Source organism: Streptococcus sp. HMSC072D05 (assembly GCF_001815805.1).
Lineage (GTDB): Bacteria > Bacillota > Bacilli > Lactobacillales > Streptococcaceae > Streptococcus.
In genome coordinates this window covers 4019-28222 of the sequence record NZ_KV821982.1, presented here as the reverse complement: position 1 = coordinate 28222, position 24204 = coordinate 4019, and the positions used below count along the sequence as shown (strand labels likewise).

The window sequence follows — 24204 nt, the reverse complement described above, 5'->3', positions numbered from 1 at the left end:
GTCAAATTCAGATAAAAATCTAAGCTTTTATCTCTTGCAAAATACAAGGTTGGTAGCGTTAGCCTTCTTTCAGTCTCACCAGCTTGAAACGTAAGGACTTGAATCTCGTCCCGATAAGCGACACCATGCACACCCGTCCCTGGTTGAATCGAAATCTTAGCTTCTAAAGGACTGCTAGATTCTCTTCGCTTAACTGTAAAGTGGACATTTTCTCCCTTAATCACAACTAGACTTTTTTCTGAAAACTCTAGTTGCTGAACAGCTTCTTTTTTTGACAAGCTAGGTGTTTTATAGAGTGAAATCTTGGTCAACAAAGGCAAAGCCTGTGCCTCTGTAATGGTCACGCGTATCTTCTGCGCCTCAACGACTGATCCTCGTAAGAGACGTTTGTAGCCAACAGTATAACCAGACCCAAACTCCTGCCAGACACCATCCAACTCTACCTGAACATGAAAAGCAGCGATGCGTTGCCCCAACTTCAAATCTTCTCTTAACTCAATCACATCAAATGTTTTAGGTGATCCTAAATCGAGCTCTAATTGGATTGGCAACTCTGAATCACTTGCCCATGAACTAGTTTCCAGTCCATCTGTCAGATGATGACAGGCAAAGTCTGGTGATAGAGCAAGTCCAGATACCTTGGCTCCCAGAGCTAAATCTTCCCTATAGAGTGTGTCACGGTAGGCAGCAAATTCATACAGTCGCCGGATATCCTTTTCGTCAAAGAGTCCATCTTGGTTTGGCGGAATATTGAGTAAGAGAGGTGTACCCCGACCCACCGAGTGAAAGTAGATTTCGACCAATTCCTCGAGAGACTTGGGGTCCTGATCCTCATGGTAAAACCAGCCCGGCCGAAGAGAAACATCTGCCTCACCGATTGAAAATAGCGTCCCAAAGGGGTCTCCGTGCTGTAGATAATCTAATTCCGCCTCTGTTCCTAACTGGTCTGGTTTGACCTTTTGCCACAAGGGATCCCCTGCATAGCCTCGTTCATTTCCAATCCAGCGGATACTGGTCCCTTCAGTTGAGAAAATCAAACAATCGCCTTGCAAGTCACGAATGGTTTCAAACCAAGTCTCAAACTCATAGTTGACCTTCTGGGCCCCTTCGCCTCGAGCACCATCCATCCACACCTCAGTGAACTTCCCAGCATTGCCATAAGCAGGATTTGACAAGATTTCCTTCAATTGAGCCAGATAGTAGGCATTGTAAGCCGCTTCTCGCTCCACGTGATAGAGGGGACTGTGAGTATCCCAAGGAGACAAATACACTCCCATATCCATGTCAAACTCAGTTACAGCTTTGGAAACCTCAAGGAGCAAGTCCCCTTTTCCATCCCTCCAAGGGCTAGCCTTGACCGAATAATCTGTATGGGCTGACGGATAGAGCACAAAACCATCGTGGTGCTTGACCACCAAAATCAGCTTTTTAAAACCCGTTTCTTTGAGCACTCGAATCCATTCACGCGCATCCAACTTGGTCGGGTTAAAACGCTTGGGATCCTCTTGCCCACTTCCCCATTCTTGGTCATAAAAGGTATTGGGACCAAAATGGATAAAGGCAGCTAGTTCATCCTCTAAATAATCCAGCTGGGCCTGGCTTGGTAATGGTCCATGTGGTTTTATGTTCGTCATCATCTCGTATCTCTTTCTCTTGTTCACAAAGTTATCCACAACTTGTGGATAAGAAAACATTCCTAAAAACTAGTTTTTTCAGTCTCTAGCTCACCTGTCACCTTAAACATACCTTTGTCAAATAGTTCTGTACTAGGGTTTCTACTAGCTTTCTAGAAAGTCACTAATATACGGAACTAGTATCAGGATACTTCAACACCCTGAGTTGTATGTCATTTCCTCCAAGACTTATCCACAGACTGTGAATAAACTAGTGTTCCAGACCGCTCTCTCTTTGACTATAACAAAAAGCGATAGCAACGTCAATATGACTAAGATCCCTTCCTAAATCCCCTGAAAAGATTCTATAATTTGTACAATCGTAGCTTTTGCATTCGCCAGCTAGTTAGAATCTGTCAGTAGAAAATGACTTCTTTATCACATTGTGAACAGTACATCTGTGATACTATAATACCTAACAACCTAATCGTTTCCAGCAAAAAATCCCGCAGATTTGCGGGATTCTCTCTTGCATCAATGCGCCAACATTTCTTGGGCAATTTCTTGGCCAGATAGGTTATCTGGGTAGTAGGTTGGCCAGTTATCCATCTCTTCAAAGAGAGCTTCTTGGCTAGTACCTCCAAAGAAGATATGGAAATGTTCTGCCTTAACTGGGGCAATATTGTGGTCACTAAACTGAACATACTTGAACTGTCCAGCATCCGCATCTGTCGCTTCAAAGAGGAAGCGCACCCCACGATTTCCTTTCTTATAAGTCAAGATTTTCTTGCCGACATACTTGTAGGTGAATTTCTTGCTTTGGCCACCTTGAACAAATTCCATAGTGTTATCCGTGATGTTAATCTTGGTCACATCTGTCTGGTAGCCTTTTCTATAGTAGGCCTTGTACTCATCCTTTGTCATCTTGCCAGTCAATTTAGCCTTGTAGTCAAAGACTTGATCGAAAGTACCATCTTCAAGGAAAGGATAGACAGATTGCCAGTTTCCAGCATAGTCACTCAAGGTACGGTCTTTGACATCTGCATCCTCAAAGTAACCATTGTGAACTGTCTTCGTATCCTCTGCTTTTTCAGGCTCGATTTCTGGTCCTTCTTGGTCTGTTGTCTGCTTCAAAGCCTTGAGGTTTTTCTCCATCACGGAGATATAGTCTTCACCGGCCTTGGTTGCTTCTTCTGTCAGACTCTCTAGCGGATTGAGCACGTCTAGTTTGACGCCCGTTTCTTTTGAAAGTGTATTAGCTAGGGCTTGTGAGGCATTTTCTTCAAAGTAGATATAAGAAATCTTGTTTTTCTTGATATACTCTGTCAATTCAGCCAGACGAGCAGCTGACGGTTCTGCATCTGGAGAGAGACCTGAGATGGATACTTGCTTGAGACCATAGTCCAAGGCAAGGTAGTTAAAGGCAGCGTGCTGGGTCACAAAGCTCTTTTGTTTAGCTTGAGACAAGCCATCTGTGTAGGCCTTGTCCAAGACTTGCAATTTTTCGATATAGGCAGCAGCGTTCTTTTCAAAAGTCTCTTTTTTATCAGGATAATCTGCTGACAAGCTGTCACGGATATGCTCTACCAGTTTGATGGCGCGTGCTGGTGAAAGCCAAACATGAGGATCGTAGTCGTGATGGTGACCCTCGCCGCCATGATCATGCCCTTCCTCTTCTTCCTCACCTCCTGGTAGGAGCAGCATATCACCTGTCGCCTTGATAGTTTTCACCTTTTTCTTATCCAAGGATTCTAGCAATTTTGGAACCCAAGTTTCCATGTTTTCATTTTCATAGACAAAGGTATCTGCATCTTGGATTTTGGCAACTGCCTTGGCAGACGGTTCATACTCATGGGGTTCTGTACCAGCACCGATGAGGAGTTCTACATTAGCAGTATCTCCTGCGACTTGTTTGGTAAATTCGTAGACAGGGTAAAAGGTTGTCACGATATTTAGCTTCCCATCTGCCTGTTTTTGATTGGAACAAGCCACTAAAAACAGGGCACATAGACTAGCTAGTAGTAAGCTCAGTTTTTTCATTTCATTCTCCTATTTGATAAAACGTTTCAGTAGACTGACTAACAAAAAGACAGCTACAAAGATAATGGTGATACTAGCACTGGCAGGGGTTTCTGCATAGTAGGAAATATAGAGACCTGCCACCATTCCCAAAAAGCCAATAGCGCTGGCTAGTAACATAACGGATTTAAAGTTTTTCCCCAGACGAAGGGCAATGCTAGCCGGCAAGACCATAATGGTCGACACCAAAAGGGCTCCTGCAGCTGGAATCATAAGGGCAATGGCCACCCCTGTCACCATGTTAAAGAGGATAGACATGGTACGAACTGGCAAGCCATCTACAAAAGCCGTGTCCTCATCAAAGGTCAGGATATACATTGGTCGCAAGAATAAGAAAGTCAAGAGTAAAACGACCGCCGCAATGGCAAAGAGGAATAGCACCTGCTCCTGGCTAATGGTTACAATCGAACCAAAGAGATATTGGTCCAAACTCATGGAACTCGAACTTTTCCCCTTACTCATGACAATCAGAGACACTGCAAGTCCTGTTGACATGAGGATGGCTGTCCCGATTTCCATAAAGTTCTTATAGACTGTCCGGAGATACTCTAGAAAGACCGCTGCGATCAAGACAATAGCAATGGTTGAAATAGTTGGAGAAATTCCCAAAACCAGACCAAAGGCTACCCCTGACAGAGAAACGTGACTGAGGGTATCACTCATGAGACTCTGACGACGTAAGATAAGGAAGGTCCCAAGAACTGGAGAAAAGAGACTCATGGCAATGACCGCCAAGAAGGCACGCTGCATGAAGTCATAAGATAACAAACTAAGCATGGTCCACCTCCTGGTCGCTTTCGTGAACGTTAAAACAACGCCATGGCGAATCTTGGTTACGAACCAGATGGATATTGCGATCCGCATAGTCCTTGACTTCCTCAGGGTCATGGGTAATCATCAAAACAGCCTTGCCATGATGATGAGCACTATGGTGCATGAGTTCGTAAAATTCATTTTTGCTTCCTGCATCCATCCCTGTCGTCGGCTCATCCAAGACGAAGATATCTGGGTCAGAAGCAAACATCCGAGCAATCACTGCTCGTTGCTTTTGCCCTCCCGAGAGGGACCCAATTCGTTTGTCACGGTGTTCCCACATACCAACCGAGTCTAGACTAGCCTTGATATGCTCCTCATCATGGGCATTCAAACGACGGAACCAGCCCTTTCGCGGATAACGACCCGACTTGACAAATTCATAAACCGTACTTGGAAAACCAGCATTAAAACTGGCAATCTGCTGGGGAAGATAAGCGATCCTAAGCTTTTTCCCATGAGTGTTTGTCTTTGAGATGGTTACCTTACCAAATCTTGGTTGCAAGATGCCTAGACTTGCCTTAATCAGCGTCGTCTTGGCAGCTCCATTTTCACCAGTCAGGGTGACAAACTCCCCACTATCAACACTGTAGTTGATATGTTCGAGGACAGGTTCCTTATCATAATAGAAAGACAAGTCCTCTACTGTAATATACCGCATTATTTGATTTCTCCTACTAAAGCAGTTAAAAACCGCTGGATAACTTCTTGTTCATTTGGAGTAAACTGACTTGCCACTTGTTCATAGGCTAAGAGCGTGTGTTCATGATGATGGTGGTGTTCCTCTGCCACTGGTCGAGCCAGCTCTGTCAGTTGATAAAAGATCACACGCGCATCTTTGGGATCTCTGGATGTCTCTAACATACCCTCTTTGACCAAAGATTTGATAGCCTTGGTCACTGCCGCCTGACTGACATTAAGGCGACGGGCCAACTCCGAGTTGGTTAGGGATTCTTCTGACAAGAGCATGAGGATGTGTTCCTGAGTATTGGTCAAGGCAACGTCACTCGTGCAATGCCCGATTAGAATTTCATGCTGGTTCTCAGATCTCAAGATCACCTCGTTTAAAAAGTTATCGATTTCCTGCGCAAGCTGTCTCATGTGTTACTCCTTCCCTAGCTATCTTTTTCGTAAAAAAACATAGATAGCCACCGATTCTTTACTGGTTAATTATATCATAAACCAAAAAAGAGTCAAGGGAAAAAGGCGTAAAAACGTTTCCCTAGACTCTTCTAGATATGAAATTTAACCTATTTTTGCTTTGGTTTTCGGCTCGATAAGATACCTGCCAGACCAGCTACCATTCCCATCAAGAGCAAGAAGATGGATTGTTCACTTCCTGTATTTGGGAGAGCTTTTTCTGAGACAACCGCCTTCTTGCTAAATTGACCTGCCACCTCATAAGTAAGTGGTACATTTGTAGTCGCATCGTTAGCAGCCGCATTCGTTTGAGGCGTTTCTACTGGTAGACTAAAAGTTGTAGAATCCACAGAAATCGTCCGTGAGTTCGGATTGATCTTTTCATACTGGGTCAAATCAGCGGTTTTAAGATACTCTTCAAAGGCTGCATCCATAGAAGGACCTTCTTCTCGCGCACCACCTAACATAGTGTAACCATCACCACCTGCAGCTAGGAAATCATTGGTTGCAAGATAGTAAGTTTTTGCAAGGTCTAGAAGATCATAACGACCAGTCGTGCGGTTTTTGACCTGGATGGCCAAGACACGTTTACCTGATGGTAGGTTGGTATCATAGTAGACCTTCACACCTGAAACTTGCAAGAAACCACCACTTGGTTCTAACAATGGTTGTCCGTTCTCATCCAAGACCTTCTTGCCATCTTTATCGACCTGCAAGATAGATCCGAGTGACTTTTCAAACATATCCAAGACTTGTTGCCCAGTCACTTGGATTTGTGAGATGGTATTTCCAAACGGAAGAACGGCAATGACATTTCCTTTAGTAATTGGTTTGCCTTTTGCAATGGTTTCACGCAAGCCACCACCATTTGTCACAGCGATGTCTGTCGGATGGCTAAATCCTGTTTGACCATACTGATAGAGCGAGTCCGCTACGACGTTTCCGAGGTTAGTTTCACGAACCCGAACATTTTCACGATCTCCGTTGAGTTCTACAGGGCTGTTTGAAACGACTTCAACAGCATTTTCAGCATCGTATTTTTGTTTAATGTCTTTGACTAGTTTTTCAACTGTTGGATTGGCTGGTAATTTTTTAGCATCAGCAGCCGGAATCTGAGTTGGATTGCCCAAAAGCTGACGTGATTTGTAGGTGATTTTCCCTACATTATGAAGGTAACTCCCTGTTTGGTTATAGGTAACATTGTCTCCATAGGTCGTTGATTCTACTGTATGAGAGTGACCGTCGATTACTGTTACGCGTTTCCCTTTCAAACGAGGATTTTTAGACAAGGCTTCTGCCAAAGTTGAACCACGCCATTCGACTGGGGTTGTGGTATCTACACCCAAGTGAGCGAGCACAACATAGTGTTTGTAGTCCTTACCTTCTGCACGAGCCTTGGCTTGAACTTCTTCGATGACCTTATTGACTTCAGAGATTGGATCTGTAAAAGTTACCCCTTTGACATTTTTAGGGTGAGTTTTGGTTGCTGTTTCAGGTGTTGTCACGCCGATTACAACAAATTCATCACCTTCCACAGTCTTATCTTTATCAACGATTGTAGAAGCTTCAAAAAGACGAGCTCCATTGACATAGGTATTTGAGCTAAGTAATGGGAATTTCAAGATTTCCTTGTATTTTTTAACTTCATCAAGACCAAAGTCAAACTCATGGTTTCCTACTGCCATGGCATCATACTGCATCTGATTAAGAATTTCAGCACGCGCTTCACCCTTAGTAGAGTTGGAAATCGGTAAACCTTGAAAAGCGTCTCCCGCATCAACTACCAGAGTATTTTGATTTGACTTCGCACGCTCCTGTTCAATGACAGTCGCTAACTTGGCATCTCCAATTACTCCCTTTTCCTCTACAATACGACCATGGACATCATTGGTGTGTAAGATAACGGTGTCCTTTTCTTCGCTTTTGGTAGATTCAGCAGGAGCTGACGGAGTTTCTGCAGGTACAACCGCTTCTGAAGTTGCCGAAGTTTCCGGTACCGCAGGGCTCTCAACAGGAGCTGGAGTCGCCGACGTAGCTGGAGTCGCTACAACAGCTGAACTTTCTGCAGGAGTTGTTGCTTCTTCAGCATAGACTTGTCCAGCTAAGAAGGCTGGAGCTAACAGGGCTGTCGATAAGACAGGTAACAAAGAACGTTTGTTCATTTTAAAATCCCTTTCTTTTCTTTTTCTCTTTTATATTATACGCTATTTCTAAAAATTTTGAAACTTTTGACCTATTTTCATCTTAAATATTCGCCATTTAAACAAAAAAGCTTGGGTTTAAATCCCAAACCTTTAGACCATTTTATTTGAAATCTTTGATGTTCCCATCATAGGTCGCCCAGTCCTTGCTAAAGAAGCGGTCATTCATCTTGTAGTCTGGAGCTGGTTTCGGATCCGTCAAGAAAGGATTGACAACCTTATCAAAAGCCAGCCAACCTAACCATCCTAGATGAATGGTGTCCTTAACAAAATAAGGGTCCCCTCCATTTTTTGAAAAATCAGCAATATTGGTAAAACCCTGACTTTCTAATTGGTAACGAATTTTCTCCACTGCATGTTGATACATCTCTTCGCTGAGCCCTGTGTACTCCATCCACTTCTTGTTAACCGGCTGAATGACAAAGAGCACATTGACATTCGACTTAGCAAATTGATTGAGGACCAGCTGCAAATCATTGTACTCAGAGGACTTGAGGAAGTTGTAATTTTTTTGATATCCTTCCCATTTTTTTAAATCCTTTTGAATCTCTCTCGTATAGAAATGATTTTCCATCCCCATATCGTTATTGGTCGTATTTGCTTCTGCGTCCTTACGAACAATTTTTTCTAACTCTTCATAAGAAAATTGATCCGGAAGATCTTTTAAATAGTTCTCCACGTGTTCCTTGTACTTGAGTTGTCCTCGAATGGAGAATTGTCCAAAGAGAGCGGATTGTTTTTCGTTGAATCGCGCAAAAATATCAATAGCAACCTGATCAACATCTGATAATTCTTCACCCTTTGACAGTTTTTGAACAATGCCTTTTAATGCAACATTAGGATTCTGCTTTAACAATCGAATAGCCGCATGCTTTGCAGCAATGTCACCAGATTGATTTCCCAAAAAAGCTGTCAATTGGTCACTGTTAAAAAATCTCTGAAACGCTGCGGGTTCATAATCTGTCTCCGTAAACCACTGAGGCGAAATCACAAATACAGCCTGCTTATTCTCTATTTCTGGCAAAATTTGCTGTAGACCAAAATATTGATTGAGAGAGGCTGCTCCTGCTTGACCTAGAAAGTAAGGACGATAGGGACGATGGTATTTTTCCGCTAAAACAGCTGGATGGACACTATCAAATCGAATCCATTCACTGGACCCTAGAAAAGGAATAAAACGCATATTTGGATCCGTAAGAGCCCTTACCTTTTGACTTCTCTCTTTAAAACTCTCTGCACTAACAGAAGCCGCCGAGTATTTTTCCTCCGTCAGATTATGGCTTGTTGTACTTGGATAAAAAAAGATGAGTAGAAGAACCAAAAATCCAGCAATGAAGATAGGCCCGAAGATCAGCCACAAGCGTTTAAGCATTCTTCAACTCCGTAATACCTGCTACGATTTTATTAGCCGTATTCCAGTCATCACGACCGAACTCCGTCACTGGAACACGAATGTCAAAACGGTTTTCAATCTCAACAATCAATTCAACCGTTCCCATACTATCCAAGACACCGGCATCAAAAAGATCTTCATCCATCATGTCAGAAACATCTTCCATAAACAACTCATCAATAATTTCAATAACTTCTGATTTGATATCCATTTTTTATATCCTTTTATTTTTTAAACCATAAATCATTCAAAAATCCAGAAAAGATTAAGAATGAAACCATCACGACATGGAAGGTGACAACCATGCCAAGCAACTGAATCCAGCGATTCTCAGGTAAGGAACCCTTTCCAGCTTTTTTCCGTTCTTTATTGAGCGCTTTTTTCTTACGAACCCAAGCGTCATTGATGACTAGCCCAATCCCATGGAAAAGTCCGTAGACGATATAATACCAGGTCACACCGTGCCAAAATCCCATAATCAGCATATTTACAATATAGGCTACACTTGAGGTCACATTGCGATTTTTAAAGACCTTCTTTCTGGTCAACACCATGACCATTCGCATAAAGACAAAATCACGGAACCAGAAAGACAGACTCATGTGCCAGCGATTCCAAAACTCTTTTAAATCCCTTGACAAAAAGGGCTTGTTAAAGTTGATAGGACTATGAATCCCCATCAAGTTTGAAATGGCTAAGGCAAACATAGAGTAGCCCGCAAAGTCAAAGAAGAGCTCCAGACCAAAGGTGTACATGACCGCTAAAGCGTAGAGGTTAAAGAAACCACCTGTCTGCAAGGCCAAATTTTTCAGCGGAGGCAATAATGTCTCTCCTAAAATGTGAGCCAAGATAAACTTGTAGAGGAAGCCAAGCATGATATATTTGACAGCCTCTTCTAGCATATCCATCAGCTCATCCCGCTCAGGAATGGTCTCGTAATTTTCATTGAAACGTTTAAAACGATCAATGGGACCACTTGAGAAAGTCGGCATAAAAAGAAGAAAACGCAAGAATTGCCAAATCGTTAAATCCTTGATGACACCGTCTCTCAACTCGACGATAACCCCAACTGCACGAAAGGTTAAGTAAGAAATCCCTAAAAATCCAAACAAAGATTGAGGTCCATGAATAGCAGGAGATACTTTCACAAAGACGATTGGCAATAGGGATAGAAAGCTAACCAGGTAAAATATCCATTTACTATCCCCTTGTTTCCTGTACCTTTTGTAGAAAGATACAAGCAGTACTTGCCAGATAACGTAAAGGATCAAAGCGTTTATTTGATTCGTCTTTCCACCGACCAACATGGTCACGATAAAGAAGAGACTAACAAGCACCTCATACAAGGCAAAACGTTTCTTGAAAAAAAGACCGATAAAGATAGGTAAAGTCGCAACAATTACATATAAAAAGTACTGAAGATCACCATAAGGTTCCAAATGAGGTAGCTGTTTATAAAGCTCCATCATCTACTGTTTACCTCGTTAATCAAGCCCTTGATATCAATTTTACCATTAGGCGTTAGCGGCAAACTATCTCGATAAAGAAACTTAGACGGCATCATATAAGACATCATGATATCTGCTAGGTCTTCCTTGATAGCCTTGGTAATATCGATATCGCGTTCAAACTTCTCGCGGACACCGTCCTTTAGGATGACATAGGCCAGTAGATTTTGTACCTTGTGGTCCTTGTTATAACGTGGGACAGCAACGGCCGACTCGATAAAGCGAGACTTGTTGAGGTTTTGAGAGACATCTTCCAGCTCAATGCGATAACCATTAAACTTAATCTGGAAATCCATGCGTCCACCATAGAGAAGCAAGCCCTCATCTGTCATAGTTCCTACATCCCCTGTGTGGTAGGCTGGAAGACCTTCGAACTCAAAGAAAGCTTCTGCCGTTTTTTCAGGATTATTCATATAGCCTTTTGAAACAGCTGGCCCAGAAACGATGATTTCTCCTTGCTCACCATTTGGAACTTTCTTACCTTCCTCATCAATGACAAATGTCGGAGAATCCGCCTTGGTATAGCCGATTGGCAGGCGTTTGAGAGTCTTCAACATCTCGTCCGTCACGGCAACTGCTGACAGGGCTACTGTCGCTTCTGTTGGACCGTAAGCATTGATAATACGGGCATCTGGGAATCGCTCACGTAGTTTTTGAGCAGTTTTGACCGTCAATTCTTCACCATCAAAGTAGAAATGCGTGATGCCAGGCATTTTCTCACTGTTAAAGTCTTCTGACAACATGGCCATATCTGCAAAGGACGGTGTTGAGGTCCAGATAGCAATGGGCAAGGAAAAAATTGTCGCAAAGAGTTTTTTGAAGTCCTGAGTAATGGCTGAAGGAAGAGCGAAAAGCGTGCCACCCAGTGCCAAGGTTGGCGCCCAATACATGACAGATAGGTCAAAAGAATAAGGGGGCTGAGCCAGCATTTGCGGACGACTTGGCGTCGCAAATTCCTTATCTGTAATCATCCAGTTGGTAAAGCTGAGGAGATTATCATGGGAGATCTGCACTCCCTTAGGCTTACCAGTCGTACCAGAAGTAAAGATGATGTAGTAGTTGTCATCTCCCTTGACTGGATGGGTCATCTCGTAGCTGGAAGCTTGAGCAAAAGCTTCATGGACTTGCTTTAAATTCAGCATCGGTGTGCTAGTTTGCTCTAATGGAAAATCTGAGATAGTAATAATCAAGCTTGGCTTTGCAACTTCTACGATAGCAGAAACTCTTTCCAAGGCCGAATGGCTATCAATTGGGATATAGGCATGACCTGACTTAGTTAGCGCTACAAAGGTAGCCAACATCTCATATTCCTGACCACCAAAAACGACGACTGGAGATTTCTCAGGCAAGCCTAGTTGGTCGATAGCTGCAGCTAAACTATCTGAATCAGCCTTCAGATCACCATAAGTATGCTCTTGACCTAAAACATTGTAGACAGGATATGTTGGTTGCGTTTGAGCAAAGTGCTCAATCGTTTCAATCATATCTTTTATCGGTTTATTAGACACTGTTCCTCTTCTCCTTTAAACTAGAACTCATTATAAATAAAGGTGCCTTGGCTCTGACCAAGGTAACTAAAAAAATAAAGCAAACCAAGTAAGATTACAAAATATAGAGCCGTCCGGCCTAAGAATACATGTAAATTTCGTTGTTTTTTCATAAGCTATCCATTAATATATTATTTCTATTAGCTATCAGTATGTATTGTTAGCATCTTATCTTCCTAACATTTTACCACTTTATCAACCTTTTTTTCAACTGTTTACCATAACTTAAAAATTGGTTTTAGCTTATTTTAAGATAAGTTAAAATATTAATGTTTTGCCCATCAAAAAAGAGCCTGAGATTTTCATCTCAAACTCTGTTGCCAATCACTCTTTTATCTTAGAAAAGTGAAAATACGAGAACTGCTAGGGCCGCACCAACAATAGGTCCTACAACAGGAATCCAAGCATAAGACCAGTCCCCGTCTCCCTTGTTTGGAATTGGCAAGATGCTGTGCATGATACGAGGTCCAAGGTCACGAGCTGGGTTCAAGGCATAACCCGTTGTCCCACCTAGTGAAAGACCGATACCGACAATCAAGGTCCCCACTGCAAAGGTCCCTAAACCAGCTTGAAGGTCATAGAGTCCCAAGGCAAAGATTGTCAAGAGCAAAACAAAAGTTCCAAGGATTTCGCTGATCAAGTTCGATACTGTGTTCTTGATTGCTGGTCCAGTACTGAAGGTTGCTAGGATATTGTCTGCATTTTCTTCTGCCTCATAATGCGGTTTGAATTGCAACCAAACCAAAATCTGAGCCACCATCGCTCCTGCGAATTGGGCTAGGATATAAGGGAAAACAGAAGCCCAAGAGAGCGTTCCTTTTAAGGCCATAGCAAACGTCACAGCTGGATTTAGGTGGGCTGGACTAAGCGTGCCAGATACAAAGGCTGCAACGGCTACAGCAATTCCCCATCCCATAGTAATCACAATCCATCCTGAATTGTTGCTCTTGGTTTTGGGAAGAACCACACCTGCTACAACTCCATTTCCTAGGAGGATGAGGATTAAGGTCCCCAAAAATTCTCCAAATAATTCTTTCATCATATCTTTGTCTCCATTTAAAAGAAGGGGTGGGCGACAAGGAATGCTGCCCTCCACCTCTTTTCCTTTTTTAATTTTTTAGTTCTGTCAAATCGTTTTGAGCAAGAGCTGCTTCAACATCCGCACGGTAGGCTGCTTTTTCTTCTTCGGTCCAATCATAGAATCGTCCCATTTCATCCAGAACTGGCTCAACGATGCTATCCAAACTATCACGCATAAAGAGCATGTGGTTGGTACGACGAAGGAGGAAGTCAACTGGGCTCAGAGCCAACTCATTGCGCATTGCATAGTGAAGGGACAAGGTATCTGCCAAGCTGAGTCCTGGCGCTTGTTCCAAGCTGTGAGCAAGGGCAAAGACTTTCGGTGCATTTGAACCGTAAAGATTTGCGAGATACTGGGCTTCCTTGCTATCCAAACCACGTGACACTCCAAGTTGAGCAAAGGCTTCGATTTCTGAGTCCACATTTGCTGGGTTCAATTCTCCACCTGAAACAGGATAAGTCTTAGAGTTGATCAGTTTAAAGCTACGGTCAAATTCGGCTTTGAGGATGTCAACCACGCGCTCCATAGCTCCTTCAGCCATCTTACGGTAGTCTGTGATTTTACCACCAGCAAGGGTTAAAAGACCATTATCATCACGATCCAAGCTCGAACCACGAGAAACTGCAGATGGATCCAAATGTTTCTCAGATGTGCTGCTTTCAAGCTTGCTGACAGCAGATTCAACATCTTCACGCGTTTTTTCTTTCGATAGATATGCCTCGACAGTCGCAATCAAGCTATTGAAGCTTTCATCGCTAATGGTTCCGTTATTTCCACCATTGTAGTCAGAAGCGCTATTGCCTGCGATCAATGGACGAAGACCAGCCCAGCTGCTTTCAATATCAGCAACGGTAATGTTTGCTTCTGGGAAGCGGTTGTTGACAATACCTAGTAGATAATCTACATCTTCCTGCGTCACTTTTGGATGTTCCAAATCGCCTGTGTAGTCTGTATCGGTTGTACCAAAGTAGGTCTTGTTTTCACGTGGGAGAACGAAGACCATACGACCATCTCCCAAACCTGTGTCAAAGTAAACTGGCTGTGAAACCTTGATCTTGCTTGAGTCCACTACCAAGTGAACTCCCTTAGTTGGACGCATTTGTGAGAATTGCGTTCCCTTATTAGACAAATTGCGTACCTTGTCGCTCCAAGGTCCAGTTGTGTTAATAACTAGGCGAGCCTTGATTTCAAAGACTTGGTCTGTCAACAAATCACGAGCTACAACACCTGTAATCTTGCCGCTTTCGTCAAAGAGGAAGCCTTCTGCCTTAACATGGTTGGCAATGAGGGCACCGTCTTGGTTGGCACGTTTGATGTTTTCAATCACGAGACGCGCATCGTTATTACGGAAGTCAAGATAAACCCCACCTCCTACCAAGCCTTCTTTCTTCAAGTTTGGCTGGCGTTCCAAGACTTCTTCCTTGCTCAAGACCTTGTTAGCAGCTGGCGTATTGTTAACACCTGCCAAAAGGTCGTACAAGTCCATGGCTACTTTGAGACGGAAGAGACTAAAGGTCGCTCCATCCTCATCAAAAACAGGCAAGAGCATTGGATCTGGTTTTGGAATGTGTGGAGCGATTTGTTGAACCACCGCGCGCTCAGAAACTGTATCTGATACCACTTCCACGTCAAATTGTTTGAGGTAACGCAGACCTCCGTGGACCAATTTTGTTGAACGGCTAGATGTTCCTTCTGCGAAGTCCTGCATTTCAATCAAACCAGTGTCAAGACCACTGGCTGCCGCCTGCAAGGCTACACCAGCTCCTGTAATCCCCCCACCAATAATCAAGAGATCCAAGGTACGTTCCTGCATTTTTTTAATTGACAATTCACGTGTTTTCTTTGAAAATTCCATATTTACACACTTTCTAACTGAGTCGTTTCATTCTTAAGCTGATCATTGCATCAAGAAACAGTATTAGTCGTCGATTTCCGCAAAGACTTGCGTTGCTTTCACAGCTTTCTTCCAGCCCTTGTAGAGTTGTTCCTTGCGCGATTCGTTCATCGATGGCTCAAAGAGTTCTCCTGTCTCGTTCAAGAGTTTCAACTCATCCAAGTCCTTCCAATAACCCACTGCCAAACCAGCTAGGAAGGCTGCACCGAGGGCAGTTGTTTCCAAGTTTTTAGCGCGGGCAATATCGATTCCCAAAATGTCAGCCTGGAACTGCATGAGGAAGTTGTTCATAGCAGCACCACCATCGACTTTGAGGACTTGAATAGCAGTCTGCGCATCCACCTGCATGGTATCGATGATGTCACGTACTTGGTAAGCGATGGATTGCAGAGTAGCCTTGATAAAGTCTTCTTTGCTTGTTCCACGAGTTAAGCCAAAGACCGAACCACGAGCATTTTGGTTCCAATATGGAGCACCTAGACCTGTAAAGGCAGGTACGACATAAACTTCGTCATTGTTGTGAGAATTGAGAGCATATTTTTCAGACTCTGGTGAATTTTCAACCATGCGAAGTCCATCACGAAGCCACTGAATGGCACTTCCTGCGATGAAGATAGAACCTTCCAAGGCATAGTAAACCTTGCCGTTGATTCCATAACCAATCGTTGTCAAAAGGTTGTTTTCAGACAACTGCATCTCTTCACCAGTGTTCATAATGATGAAAGAACCTGTTCCATAAGTATTTTTGACCATACCTGGTTCAAAGGCCAACTGACCGAAGAGGGCTGCCTGTTGGTCCCCAGCCATACCTGAAATTGGTACTTCTCCACCGTAGAAATGGAATGGAGCAGTCTTGCCGTAGATTTCAGAGTTAGAACGAACTTCTGGAAGCATAGCCTTAGGAATGTTGAGGATTTCCAAAATCTCATCATCCCATTTGAGTTCTTTAATATTATAAAGCATGGTACGAGCCGCATTGGAGTAGTCCGTTACGTGAGCCGCACCGTCAGTCAATTTCCAAACCAACCAAGTATCGATAGTACCAAAGAGCAATTCTCCTTTTTCTGCTCGCTCTTGAGCGCCTTCTACATGGTCCAAAATCCAACGAACCTTGGTAGCTGAGAAGTAAGCATCAATGATCAAACCAGTCTTTTCATGGAATTTTTCCACATAACCTTGGCTTTTTAGTTGTTCAGCCAGAGGTGCTGTCTGGCGTGATTGCCAAACGATAGCATTATAGATAGGGAGCCCTGTTTTCTTATCCCAGACGACAGTTGTTTCACGCTGGTTGGTAATCCCGATTGCTTCGATTTGACTTGGTTTCACACCACTTTCGATGAAAGCACCCGCGATAACTGACTGAACAGAGTTCCAAATTTCATTGGCATTGTGCTCTACCCAACCTGCTTGAGGGAAAATCTGAGTGAACTCTTTTTGACTAGAGCTGACTTTTTCTCCTTTTTTGTTAAAAATGATGGCACGAGAACTGGTCGTTCCTTGGTCAATGGCCATGATGTATTTTTCTTGTGACATGTGCTGTCCTCCTGATAAAATCTTGAGGGGGTCCCTCTTTACAGTAACTAGTATACAAAATAAAGCGCTTTCTTGTTCATCAATTTTTTTTAAATTTTAAAAAAATGTGAGGAGATTGTGCGAATTTCACAAAAAAGACCTGAAAATTCAGGTCTTTTAGGCAAAGAGCATCTGACGAATCTTTGCCAAATCCTCCATATCCAAGTCGTTTTTTAAATAATAGATCGGAGTCTGTTCTTTCTTATGAATAGGGTTGTTGGTAATCAACAAATCATAATGTCGACTGGGGTCATAGGCTTCAATAGTAATGAAACGATTGTATTCCAAATACCGTTTCAAAAGGGCAGCCATCCTAGAAAAGACAAGGAAACCAGATGTCAAATCCAGACCAATCCTCATATGTTGGCCACCATTTTCTGCCATATACTCTATCAACTGGAGCCATTCCCAGAGAATTTTCTTATCCAAATCCGTCCCCTGCTGAAAGGCAGGTATAGCATGAAAAATTCTCTCTGCAGTCCCTCTAAAATCATGTTCCATCAGCAAATAGGGATGACGATTCTCTGTCTGGTATCTGTACTGATCTTGCAAGATATAGCCCTTGTAGAGATAAACTTGACCACAAAGCTGGCTGAGTTCATAGGTGACATGGTCCTCTGTATAGTCCCCCAGCAGCTCCTCCTTCTTCATCTCTTGAATCAATTGCGTCAGCAAATCGGCTAATTGCCCTCCAAAACCAAGGATATACTCCATAGTATGAAGGGGCAAGATACGATGGGAAAGGAGAAATGAAAAGAATACCATCATCTCACCATCCTCAGTTCCTAGAGGGATATGTTGCCCAGCAAAAAAGGACGGAGCCTTTCTCAGCAAACGAAGGTAGAAAATATTGTCAAAATACCCTCGCATTTTTTCTTCTATGACTTGAAACTGACAGGCGTTAACCCGAAGGCGCTGTTGACTGATGTGAACCCAGAGAACCAAGTCCAGTTTCTGACCTGAAGACAAGCTAGCACCGCAGATTTCTTCTAAGCTGGCAATCTCCTGCTTTCTCTCTGGCTTCTGCATATGTCCTTCCCATTCCTGACTGGACCACAACTTGCGAAAAAGACAGAAATAGAAATAGCGAATCTGATGCTCCGGACCTCGCCAACGGCCATTTTGGATGGATAAGTCAAACTCTGACAAAATCTGATTTAGACTAGCTAAGTGGCGACCAAGCGTGGCCTCGCTAATCATCAATTCTTGAGCCAACTGATGAGCTAGAAACTGTTGGTGATAGAGAAGGTAAACCAAAATTTGGTACTTAATGGCATTGTCTAGAAACAAGCTCCGAATCTCTCTCCCCTTGGTAGCTGCACCAATCGACAAGCGCAGATTTTCATCTTCCAAGTGGATGGTCAGCTCTAATCCTCTTTCCAAGGCATTTTCGTTAATCAGAGAGATATACTTGGTTAAGGTCGCCTTTGAAAAACCTGTTTCTTCCATGGCTTCCTTGACTGTTGTCTGCGAATCTTGTAATAGAAAGGAAAGGACTAAAAATTGGCCAGATTCGGCTTTTTCCATCAAATCACCTAAATACATTTGTTACCCCTTTCATTTTCTCCTTCAAGCATAGCATAAATCTTTCAAATGCTGAAATAATCTGTTTCTCATTTTATTTTAAGGTTGATTTCCTCGTCATTATTCCACAGAAACAGCAAACACACAGCTCCCCCTTTGGGCATTTTTATGCTAAAATAGTAGCTATGGATAAAATTATTAAAACTATATCAGAAAGCGGAGCCTTTCGTGCTTTTGTCCTTGATAGCACTGAAACCGTCCGCACTGCTCAAGAAAAACATCAAACCCAAGCCAGTTCAACCGTCGCACTTGGTCGCACCCTTATCGCTAGCCAAATTCTCGCAGCTAATGAAAAAGGAAATACCAAACTAACGGTTAAAGTTCTTGGAACAAGCTCTCTCGGTGCCATCATCACGGTCGCAGATACCAAGGGAAACGTCAAAGGCTACGTTCAAAATCCAGGTGTTGACATCAAAAAGACTGCAACGGGTGAAGTCCTAGTCGGACCTTTTGTTGGAAACGGTCAATTTCTCGTTATCACAGACTACGGTACTGGAAATCCCTACAACTCCATGACTCCCCTCATCTCTGGGGAAATCGGTGAAGACTTGGCATACTACCTGACTGAAAGCCAACAAACCCCTTCAGCAGTCGGCCTCAATGTTCTTTTGGATAAAGACGACAAGGTCGAAGTTGCCGGAGGTTTCCTTCTCCAAGTGTTGCCAGGAGCCAAGGACGAGGAGATTGCTCGCTTTGAAAAACGCATCCAAGAAATGCCAGCCATCTCAACCCTTCTGGAAAGTGACGACCATATCGAAGCTCTCCTCAAGGCTATCTACGGTGACGAATCCTACAAACGCCTATCTGAAGAAGAAATCCGTTTCCAATGTGACTGCAGCAAAGATCGTTTTATGAACGCTCTTGCCAGCCTTCCAAGCTCAGACCTTGAAGAAATGAAAGAGGAAGACCACGGGGCAGAAATCACATGTCAATTCTGCCAAACAACTTATAACTTTGATGAAAACGACCTGGAGGAACTCATTCGTGACAAATCTTAATACACCTTTTATGATTGGCAATGTTGAGATTCCCAATCGTACTGTTTTAGCACCCATGGCTGGTGTCACCAACTCAGCCTTTCGTACTATCGCAAAAGAGCTCGGAGCTGGACTCGTTGTGATGGAAATGGTCTCTGACAAAGGAATCCAATACAACAACGAAAAAACTCTACACATGCTTCACATCGATGAAGGCGAAAACCCTGTCTCTATCCAACTTTTTGGTAGTGATGAAGACAGCCTCGCTCGCGCAGCAGAATTCATCCAAGAAAACACTAAGACCGATATCGTCGATATCAACATGGGCTGCCCAGTTAACAAAATCGTGAAGAACGAAGCTGGCGCTATGTGGCTCAAGGATCCAGACAAGATCTACTCTATTATCAACAAGGTCCAATCTGTCCTTGATATCCCCCTCACTGTCAAAATGCGTACAGGCTGGTCTGATCCATCCCTAGCCGTGGAGAATGCCCTCGCCGCTGAGGCTGCAGGTGTCTCTGCTCTCGCCATGCACGGCCGTACCCGCGAACAAATGTACACAGGTCACGCAGACCTTGAGACTCTTCACAAGGTCGCTCAAGCTCTGACCAAGATTCCATTTATCGCAAATGGTGATATCCGTACGGTCCAAGAAGCCAAACAGCGTATCGAAGAAGTCGGGGCTGACGCTGTCATGATTGGTCGCGCAGCCATGGGAAACCCCTATCTCTTCAACCAGATCAACCACTACTTTGAAACAGGAGAAATTCTCCCTGACTTGACATTTGAAGACAAGATGAAAATCGCCTACGAGCACTTGAAACGCTTGATTAACCTCAAAGGGGAAAACGTAGCCGTTCGTGAATTCCGCGGCCTCGCTCCTCACTATCTCCGAGGAACATCTGGCGCTGCCAAACTTCGTGGAGCCATTTCACAAGCTAACACCCTAGCAGAGATTGAAGCCCTCTTGCAATTAGACAAAGCATAATACACAAAAAAACCGTAACTCACTTCGAGTTTACGGTTTTTTATCCTAGGAAATCCTAGAGACTATTATTGAATCAAGGCAACACTCGAAACTTTACCATCCGCACCTGTTGTAATTTGGATGATTTTCCCGCCACCGATTTTGGCATTATACTTGCCATCATCAAGTGTGTAAGAGTAGCCTCTGATAGAATAGTTTTCTTTCTTTCCATCTGCAGTTTCTACTGTAAATTGGCCCCCTGATGAAACCGTAATAGTTTCGCCATTTGCTCCCTTCCAGTTGCCTGCAGCTGCTGAGAAATCACCATCGACCATGGTTAAAACACCCTTGTAGCGTTTGTTGTGTTCTGCTTGCTTGTCTTGAAGTTTGCGGTCAGTTGTTGGATCATAGCTTGACTGGTTAGACTGGGCTTGAGAACCTTGCTGGGTTGACGGAGCCTGAGAAGGGGCTGGTTGACTAGGAGTTGCTTGTTCTTGTCTTGATTCAGGGGCTGGTTTCGCTTGTGACTGATCTGCTGTTGTAGAAGACTGGTCAGAAGATGCTTGAGCCTTTTCAGATGAAGCTGAGCTTGAAGATTTTTGAGTTTTGCTTTCTTTGTTAGAAGAAGCTGCTTTAGAACTTGATGATTGGCTTGTCTTTGCAGAGCTGCTGGTTTGAGTGGTTTCGTTTTTATTTCCACAAGCTCCCAGTAGCAAGGTAGAAGCCAATACAGTCGCTGTCATCAATTTGATATAGGTTTTCTTTTTCATTTTTCTACTCCTTTGTAACATTTTTGAAATGTTAAGAAATCTTTTTGTAATATAATTGTAACATTGGACTTTGAATCTGTCAACTATTTAGAGAAACTATTTTAAAAATTATTCTCTCTACTATCTCTATTCGTAATCGAAACGAAAAAATAGGAAAATTTTTTAGATAAGAGTCCTATTTTTTACACCACCTTTGTGTAATCGCTTGCATTGTTCTAAAATAAATACAGTCGCAACAACAAAGTAACTTAATAAGGGCAAACAAAGAGGTCGGGAACTTTGTCCCGACCTCACTTTTTATTTCAATCGATAGGTTTTTCTTGGTTTCTTTTTAGGCACTCGTTTGAGTCCGACTTCTTCTACATATTCGCCGTATTTTACGAGAAAGTTATTGCTGACAATGGGCCGACCGGGGTTGATGAGATTGACCAGTTCGGTTCCTTCATAGACAGTGAACTCCTCCTCCAGCAGATAGAGGAAGGTCGGATTCCAGTCGAGACGGCCTTGGATTCGTTTGATGGATTCTTGGATAATGGCATAATGGTCAAAGGCGAAGGCTTGCTCCTCCAGCTCCACTCCCTCTAGGAAGCATTTGCCTGTCTGGAAATCGACATCTACGAAAACGACATCCTTGGCATCGTCTCCAGCCTGAACGAGGTCTAAGGCACGACTAGGTAGGTACACTAAGTGGGCAATGGTCACTGTCCAGCCCCGTGGATCACGACCGGGGGTCGATACGGTCATCAATTGCTCGATTTTTTCTAAAGGTAGATCGAGATTGACTTCTTCTCTCACTTCGCGCTGACAGGCATGTGCAGCATCTTCCCCCTTATCCATAAAGCCTCCAACCAAAGCCAAACAGTTTTGATAAGGGTGAGCCTTGCGACGGATCAGCAGGAGCTTGATTTTTCCTTCGACAAAGCAGTAGGCCACCATATCCACTGTCACACTTGGTTTTTCATATTGAGGGAGTTCTTGCTTGTAGTACCAGTCTAAAAACTCCTCCTGACTGGCATGGATTTCATAATATTCTTTTTCCGTCATCCCGGCTGGAATCTTTATGTCTGCCATCTTATGCCTCCTTTCGAACTGCCTTGGTCCATTGGTACCAACCCACTAGACTATTGAGTGTGTAAACCCAGTACATCCCCTGAATGTGGATATTTTCACCCCACCAGAGATAAATACTAAAGAGATTGGTTGCAATCCAGAAAATCCATTGCTCACGGTAGAGACGTGTCATCAAGAGCTGACCAACACCATTAGTCGCATCGGTTACACTATCACGGAAAGGGCGAGCACTATTGATACTTTGATAAGCCAAGCCCATACCAATCCAGATAATGGCAGTCAAGGCCAAGTACTTGAGCCAATCAAGAACAGATAATTTCTTAGCTTCAAAGTGGGATTCTTCTGGTTTTCCTTGGTCGTTGATACGATTGGACAACCAAGCATAGAGACCAATCGGCTGCATGACAAAGAAGTAAACGGTCGTCAAAACTTCTCCATAAAAAGTCGCGTTCATGGCCAAGATCAAGTAGATAGCAGAGTTAATGGCCCCAAAGAGATAATTGCTTGCACGCCCTTCTGCTACCAAGATAACACAGACAATCCCAGTCCAAGATGCAAACAAGCTTAGCCAGTCATGACTTTCCGTATTTTGTGTGAATTCCAAGATCAAGGGAACACTTGACAAGGCGATGAGATACAACCACTGGAAAAGACTACGGTCGACAAAGAGATCTTTCCAGAGCAAACGCATGATTCCTACAAAACCAATCTTGCGGGCTTCCGCATGGACGTTTTTAAAGTTTTCGATAAATTGTGTGATTTTTTTAGTTACTGTTTTCATAATTTTCTCCTAATCTGCTTGGTAAATGGCATCGATAGCCACTTTGGCTACTTCATAATTGCCTAGGTAATCCTCCGCTAGATAAACTAGTGGAATGGTGGTTAAGTATCGCTCCCTCATCTGATCCAAATGCTGGGAAAAACTGTAGCGAATGTGGTCTTCTGCCATGGTCATATCTCTAAATCCGTCATTGACATAGGAGCCAACAGGCTGCACAAAGAGAATCAAGTCCCATTTTTCCTTAGCCAAGATTGAAACAAAGAGATTGTCAAAGGTTTCTCCTGATAAGTCCTCTTGGTCCTCAGTCTCCATGTAATAGTCATAGTAGCCCTTGGTTACCAAGGAGTTGGTATCGGCTATCACAAGGCCTCGATTGGCATTACTATCGATTAACTTAGAGGTCTGGTCATACTGCCCTAAAAGGAGATAATAATAATCCTTTGGAGTCAATTCATCGTCGCGGACATTGTTTTTGATCTGGTACTCACGCGCGTATTCCAGACTAACGGGCGCATCGTAATACCTTGCCAAATCCTTGGCCAGATTGGTCTTCCCATTGCTAGCACTTCCCATAATCAACACTTTCTTTGTAAACTGACGACGGAAGGGTTGAGCGATGTATTTCCAATATTTGCTTGGATTTTCTCGAATCATAGTCGCTGAGATACCAAACTTTCTTTCTTGCAAGACAGTGCCAAATCCACGTTTAGCTAGCTCTTGCTGGTAGTCTGCTTCTCCTACAAAAAAAGTCAGTTCTTGCTGGGTTTCATCATAGGAAATCTCCGCTAACATCTGGTCCAACCACTCCTGCCAGCCCATAGGGTAACGGGGAAGGTTGGTCTCATCCAGCTTGCAGACAGAGGTCAACTCGTCATCCCGAAAAGCCTCTCGGATATAGCGAAATCGTTTTTGAAGACTTAAACCTACCTGCTCACCTCGGTCTCCTTCATAGCCTGAAACGACTACCCAGACCTGGTCACACTGACGCTTCGCTCGCTGGATCAGATCGATATGACCTTGATGGAGAGGGGCGAAGGTCCCAAATACCACTGCTGTTTTCTTTTTCATAAACGTTTTACCTTTTTATAATTTTTGATATTTTTATTTTCTATGTTTTTATTATATACTATATTTTTGTTTTGTCAATAGTTTTTTATCATTTTTTATAAAAAAGTAGAAAAAAGAATCAGGATTGCTCCTGATTCTCCATTTT

General features: G+C 43.3%; 21 protein-coding genes. 2 read left to right on the top strand and 19 right to left on the bottom strand.

Annotation, left to right across the window (positions count from 1 at the left end):
* From HMPREF3057_RS00120 to HMPREF3057_RS00050, 15 genes are all read right to left on the bottom strand, one after another.
* A partial coding sequence (locus HMPREF3057_RS00120) for an alpha-L-fucosidase (protein ID WP_070695946.1) occupies nucleotides 1-1634 on the bottom strand: 1634 nt, incomplete at its 3' end.
* A 513-nt stretch (nucleotides 1635-2147) separates the two neighbouring features.
* Nucleotides 2148-3653, bottom strand: a complete 1506-nt coding sequence (gene adcA / locus HMPREF3057_RS00115; RefSeq protein ID WP_070695944.1) for a zinc ABC transporter substrate-binding lipoprotein AdcA — start codon at nucleotides 3651-3653, stop codon at nucleotides 2148-2150.
* A 9-nt stretch (nucleotides 3654-3662) separates the two neighbouring features.
* Nucleotides 3663-4469, bottom strand: coding sequence for a metal ABC transporter permease (locus HMPREF3057_RS00110; RefSeq protein ID WP_000950027.1), 807 nt, complete (start codon nucleotides 4467-4469; stop codon nucleotides 3663-3665).
* Nucleotides 4462-5166, bottom strand: a complete 705-nt coding sequence (locus HMPREF3057_RS00105) for a metal ABC transporter ATP-binding protein (protein WP_001269482.1) — start codon at nucleotides 5164-5166, stop codon at nucleotides 4462-4464. The genes HMPREF3057_RS00110 and HMPREF3057_RS00105 overlap by 8 nt, the downstream gene beginning before the upstream one ends.
* Nucleotides 5166-5606, bottom strand: coding sequence for a zinc-dependent transcriptional regulator AdcR (gene adcR, locus HMPREF3057_RS00100; RefSeq protein WP_001249328.1), 441 nt, complete (start codon nucleotides 5604-5606; stop codon nucleotides 5166-5168). The genes HMPREF3057_RS00105 and adcR overlap by 1 nt, the downstream gene beginning before the upstream one ends.
* A gap of 149 nt (nucleotides 5607-5755) precedes the next feature.
* Nucleotides 5756-7807 carry a cell surface ecto-5'-nucleotidase Nt5e gene (nt5e, locus tag HMPREF3057_RS00095; protein WP_001042700.1) on the bottom strand — a complete coding sequence of 684 codons (2052 nt, stop codon included), beginning with the start codon at nucleotides 7805-7807 and terminating at the stop codon, nucleotides 5756-5758.
* Nucleotides 7808-7949: 142 nt separating this feature from the next.
* Nucleotides 7950-9218: a D-alanyl-lipoteichoic acid biosynthesis protein DltD gene (gene dltD / locus HMPREF3057_RS00090; RefSeq protein WP_033605754.1), complete on the bottom strand. Its 1269-nt coding sequence runs from the start codon at nucleotides 9216-9218 to the stop codon at nucleotides 7950-7952.
* Complete coding sequence (gene dltC, locus HMPREF3057_RS00085; RefSeq protein WP_000351968.1) at nucleotides 9211-9450, bottom strand: D-alanine--poly(phosphoribitol) ligase subunit DltC; 240 nt, start codon at nucleotides 9448-9450, stop codon at nucleotides 9211-9213. The genes dltD and dltC overlap by 8 nt, the downstream gene beginning before the upstream one ends.
* Nucleotides 9451-9463: 13 nt before the next feature.
* Nucleotides 9464-10708 (bottom strand): D-alanyl-lipoteichoic acid biosynthesis protein DltB, encoded by a 1245-nt coding sequence (gene dltB / locus HMPREF3057_RS00080; RefSeq protein ID WP_033605755.1) that lies wholly within the window; start codon nucleotides 10706-10708, stop codon nucleotides 9464-9466.
* A complete protein-coding gene (gene dltA, locus HMPREF3057_RS00075) occupies nucleotides 10705-12255 on the bottom strand; it encodes a D-alanine--poly(phosphoribitol) ligase subunit DltA (RefSeq protein WP_070695943.1) in 1551 nt (516 codons plus the stop codon). The genes dltB and dltA overlap by 4 nt, the downstream gene beginning before the upstream one ends.
* Before the next feature lie 20 nt (nucleotides 12256-12275).
* Entirely contained in the window at nucleotides 12276-12407 is a 132-nt protein-coding gene (locus tag HMPREF3057_RS00070) for a teichoic acid D-Ala incorporation-associated protein DltX (protein ID WP_008276434.1), read from the bottom strand.
* A 224-nt stretch (nucleotides 12408-12631) separates the two neighbouring features.
* Complete coding sequence (locus tag HMPREF3057_RS00065; protein ID WP_000975170.1) at nucleotides 12632-13336, bottom strand: MIP/aquaporin family protein; 705 nt, start codon at nucleotides 13334-13336, stop codon at nucleotides 12632-12634.
* A 67-nt stretch (nucleotides 13337-13403) separates the two neighbouring features.
* Complete coding sequence (gene glpO / locus HMPREF3057_RS00060) at nucleotides 13404-15230, bottom strand: type 1 glycerol-3-phosphate oxidase (RefSeq protein ID WP_000395882.1); 1827 nt, start codon at nucleotides 15228-15230, stop codon at nucleotides 13404-13406.
* A gap of 63 nt (nucleotides 15231-15293) precedes the next feature.
* Nucleotides 15294-16802, bottom strand: a complete 1509-nt coding sequence (glpK, locus tag HMPREF3057_RS00055) for a glycerol kinase GlpK (RefSeq protein WP_000076796.1) — start codon at nucleotides 16800-16802, stop codon at nucleotides 15294-15296.
* Between the two features lie 156 nt (nucleotides 16803-16958).
* Nucleotides 16959-18386, bottom strand: a complete 1428-nt coding sequence (locus tag HMPREF3057_RS00050) for an AcpB/EbpR/MafR family transcriptional regulator (protein WP_049477599.1) — start codon at nucleotides 18384-18386, stop codon at nucleotides 16959-16961.
* Between the two features lie 164 nt (nucleotides 18387-18550).
* Here HMPREF3057_RS00050 and hslO point away from each other — a divergent pair, with 164 nt between their 5' ends.
* Nucleotides 18551-19423 carry an Hsp33 family molecular chaperone HslO gene (gene hslO, locus HMPREF3057_RS00045; RefSeq protein WP_061421531.1) on the top strand — a complete coding sequence of 291 codons (873 nt, stop codon included), beginning with the start codon at nucleotides 18551-18553 and terminating at the stop codon, nucleotides 19421-19423.
* Complete coding sequence (gene dusB / locus HMPREF3057_RS00040; RefSeq protein WP_000183316.1) at nucleotides 19410-20390, top strand: tRNA dihydrouridine synthase DusB; 981 nt, start codon at nucleotides 19410-19412, stop codon at nucleotides 20388-20390. Before hslO ends, dusB begins: the two co-directional genes overlap by 14 nt.
* A 65-nt stretch (nucleotides 20391-20455) precedes the next feature.
* Here dusB and HMPREF3057_RS00035 read toward each other — a convergent pair whose 3' ends face one another.
* The 4 genes from HMPREF3057_RS00035 to HMPREF3057_RS00020 all read right to left on the bottom strand — a co-directional run bounded on the left by HMPREF3057_RS00035 (nucleotide 20456) and on the right by HMPREF3057_RS00020 (nucleotide 24059).
* Nucleotides 20456-21139, bottom strand: a complete 684-nt coding sequence (locus tag HMPREF3057_RS00035) for a hypothetical protein (protein ID WP_070695941.1) — start codon at nucleotides 21137-21139, stop codon at nucleotides 20456-20458.
* A gap of 297 nt (nucleotides 21140-21436) precedes the next feature.
* Nucleotides 21437-22210, bottom strand: coding sequence for an NUDIX domain-containing protein (locus HMPREF3057_RS00030; protein WP_070695939.1), 774 nt, complete (start codon nucleotides 22208-22210; stop codon nucleotides 21437-21439).
* A gap of 1 nt (nucleotide 22211) precedes the next feature.
* Complete coding sequence (gene pnuC, locus HMPREF3057_RS00025) at nucleotides 22212-22991, bottom strand: nicotinamide riboside transporter PnuC (RefSeq protein ID WP_065371489.1); 780 nt, start codon at nucleotides 22989-22991, stop codon at nucleotides 22212-22214.
* 9 nt (nucleotides 22992-23000) lie between these two features.
* Nucleotides 23001-24059, bottom strand: a complete 1059-nt coding sequence (locus HMPREF3057_RS00020) for an AAA family ATPase (protein WP_070695937.1) — start codon at nucleotides 24057-24059, stop codon at nucleotides 23001-23003.
* Nucleotides 24060-24204 lie beyond the last annotated feature (145 nt).

What these genes read in the sequence shown, in the direction of transcription:
- adcA (WP_070695944.1), bottom strand. Translation starts at nt 3,653, where the DNA reads ATGAAAAAACTGAGCTTACTACTAGCTAGTCTATGTGCCCTGTTTTTA.
- HMPREF3057_RS00110 (WP_000950027.1), bottom strand. Translation starts at nt 4,469, where the DNA reads ATGCTTAGTTTGTTATCTTATGACTTCATGCAGCGTGCCTTCTTGGCG.
- HMPREF3057_RS00105 (WP_001269482.1), bottom strand. Translation starts at nt 5,166, where the DNA reads ATGCGGTATATTACAGTAGAGGACTTGTCTTTCTATTATGATAAGGAA.
- adcR (WP_001249328.1), bottom strand. Translation starts at nt 5,606, where the DNA reads ATGAGACAGCTTGCGCAGGAAATCGATAACTTTTTAAACGAGGTGATC.
- nt5e (WP_001042700.1), bottom strand. Translation starts at nt 7,807, where the DNA reads ATGAACAAACGTTCTTTGTTACCTGTCTTATCGACAGCCCTGTTAGCT.
- dltD (WP_033605754.1), bottom strand. Translation starts at nt 9,218, where the DNA reads ATGCTTAAACGCTTGTGGCTGATCTTCGGGCCTATCTTCATTGCTGGA.
- dltC (WP_000351968.1), bottom strand. Translation starts at nt 9,450, where the DNA reads ATGGATATCAAATCAGAAGTTATTGAAATTATTGATGAGTTGTTTATG.
- dltB (WP_033605755.1), bottom strand. Translation starts at nt 10,708, where the DNA reads ATGATGGAGCTTTATAAACAGCTACCTCATTTGGAACCTTATGGTGAT.
- HMPREF3057_RS00070 (WP_008276434.1), bottom strand. Translation starts at nt 12,407, where the DNA reads ATGAAAAAACAACGAAATTTACATGTATTCTTAGGCCGGACGGCTCTA.
- HMPREF3057_RS00065 (WP_000975170.1), bottom strand. Translation starts at nt 13,336, where the DNA reads ATGATGAAAGAATTATTTGGAGAATTTTTGGGGACCTTAATCCTCATC.
- glpO (WP_000395882.1), bottom strand. Translation starts at nt 15,230, where the DNA reads ATGGAATTTTCAAAGAAAACACGTGAATTGTCAATTAAAAAAATGCAG.
- glpK (WP_000076796.1), bottom strand. Translation starts at nt 16,802, where the DNA reads ATGTCACAAGAAAAATACATCATGGCCATTGACCAAGGAACGACCAGT.
- HMPREF3057_RS00050 (WP_049477599.1), bottom strand. Translation starts at nt 18,386, where the DNA reads ATGTATTTAGGTGATTTGATGGAAAAAGCCGAATCTGGCCAATTTTTA.
- hslO (WP_061421531.1), top strand. Translation starts at nt 18,551, where the DNA reads ATGGATAAAATTATTAAAACTATATCAGAAAGCGGAGCCTTTCGTGCT.
- HMPREF3057_RS00035 (WP_070695941.1), bottom strand. Translation starts at nt 21,139, where the DNA reads ATGAAAAAGAAAACCTATATCAAATTGATGACAGCGACTGTATTGGCT.
- HMPREF3057_RS00030 (WP_070695939.1), bottom strand. Translation starts at nt 22,210, where the DNA reads ATGGCAGACATAAAGATTCCAGCCGGGATGACGGAAAAAGAATATTAT.
- pnuC (WP_065371489.1), bottom strand. Translation starts at nt 22,991, where the DNA reads ATGAAAACAGTAACTAAAAAAATCACACAATTTATCGAAAACTTTAAA.
- HMPREF3057_RS00020 (WP_070695937.1), bottom strand. Translation starts at nt 24,059, where the DNA reads ATGAAAAAGAAAACAGCAGTGGTATTTGGGACCTTCGCCCCTCTCCAT.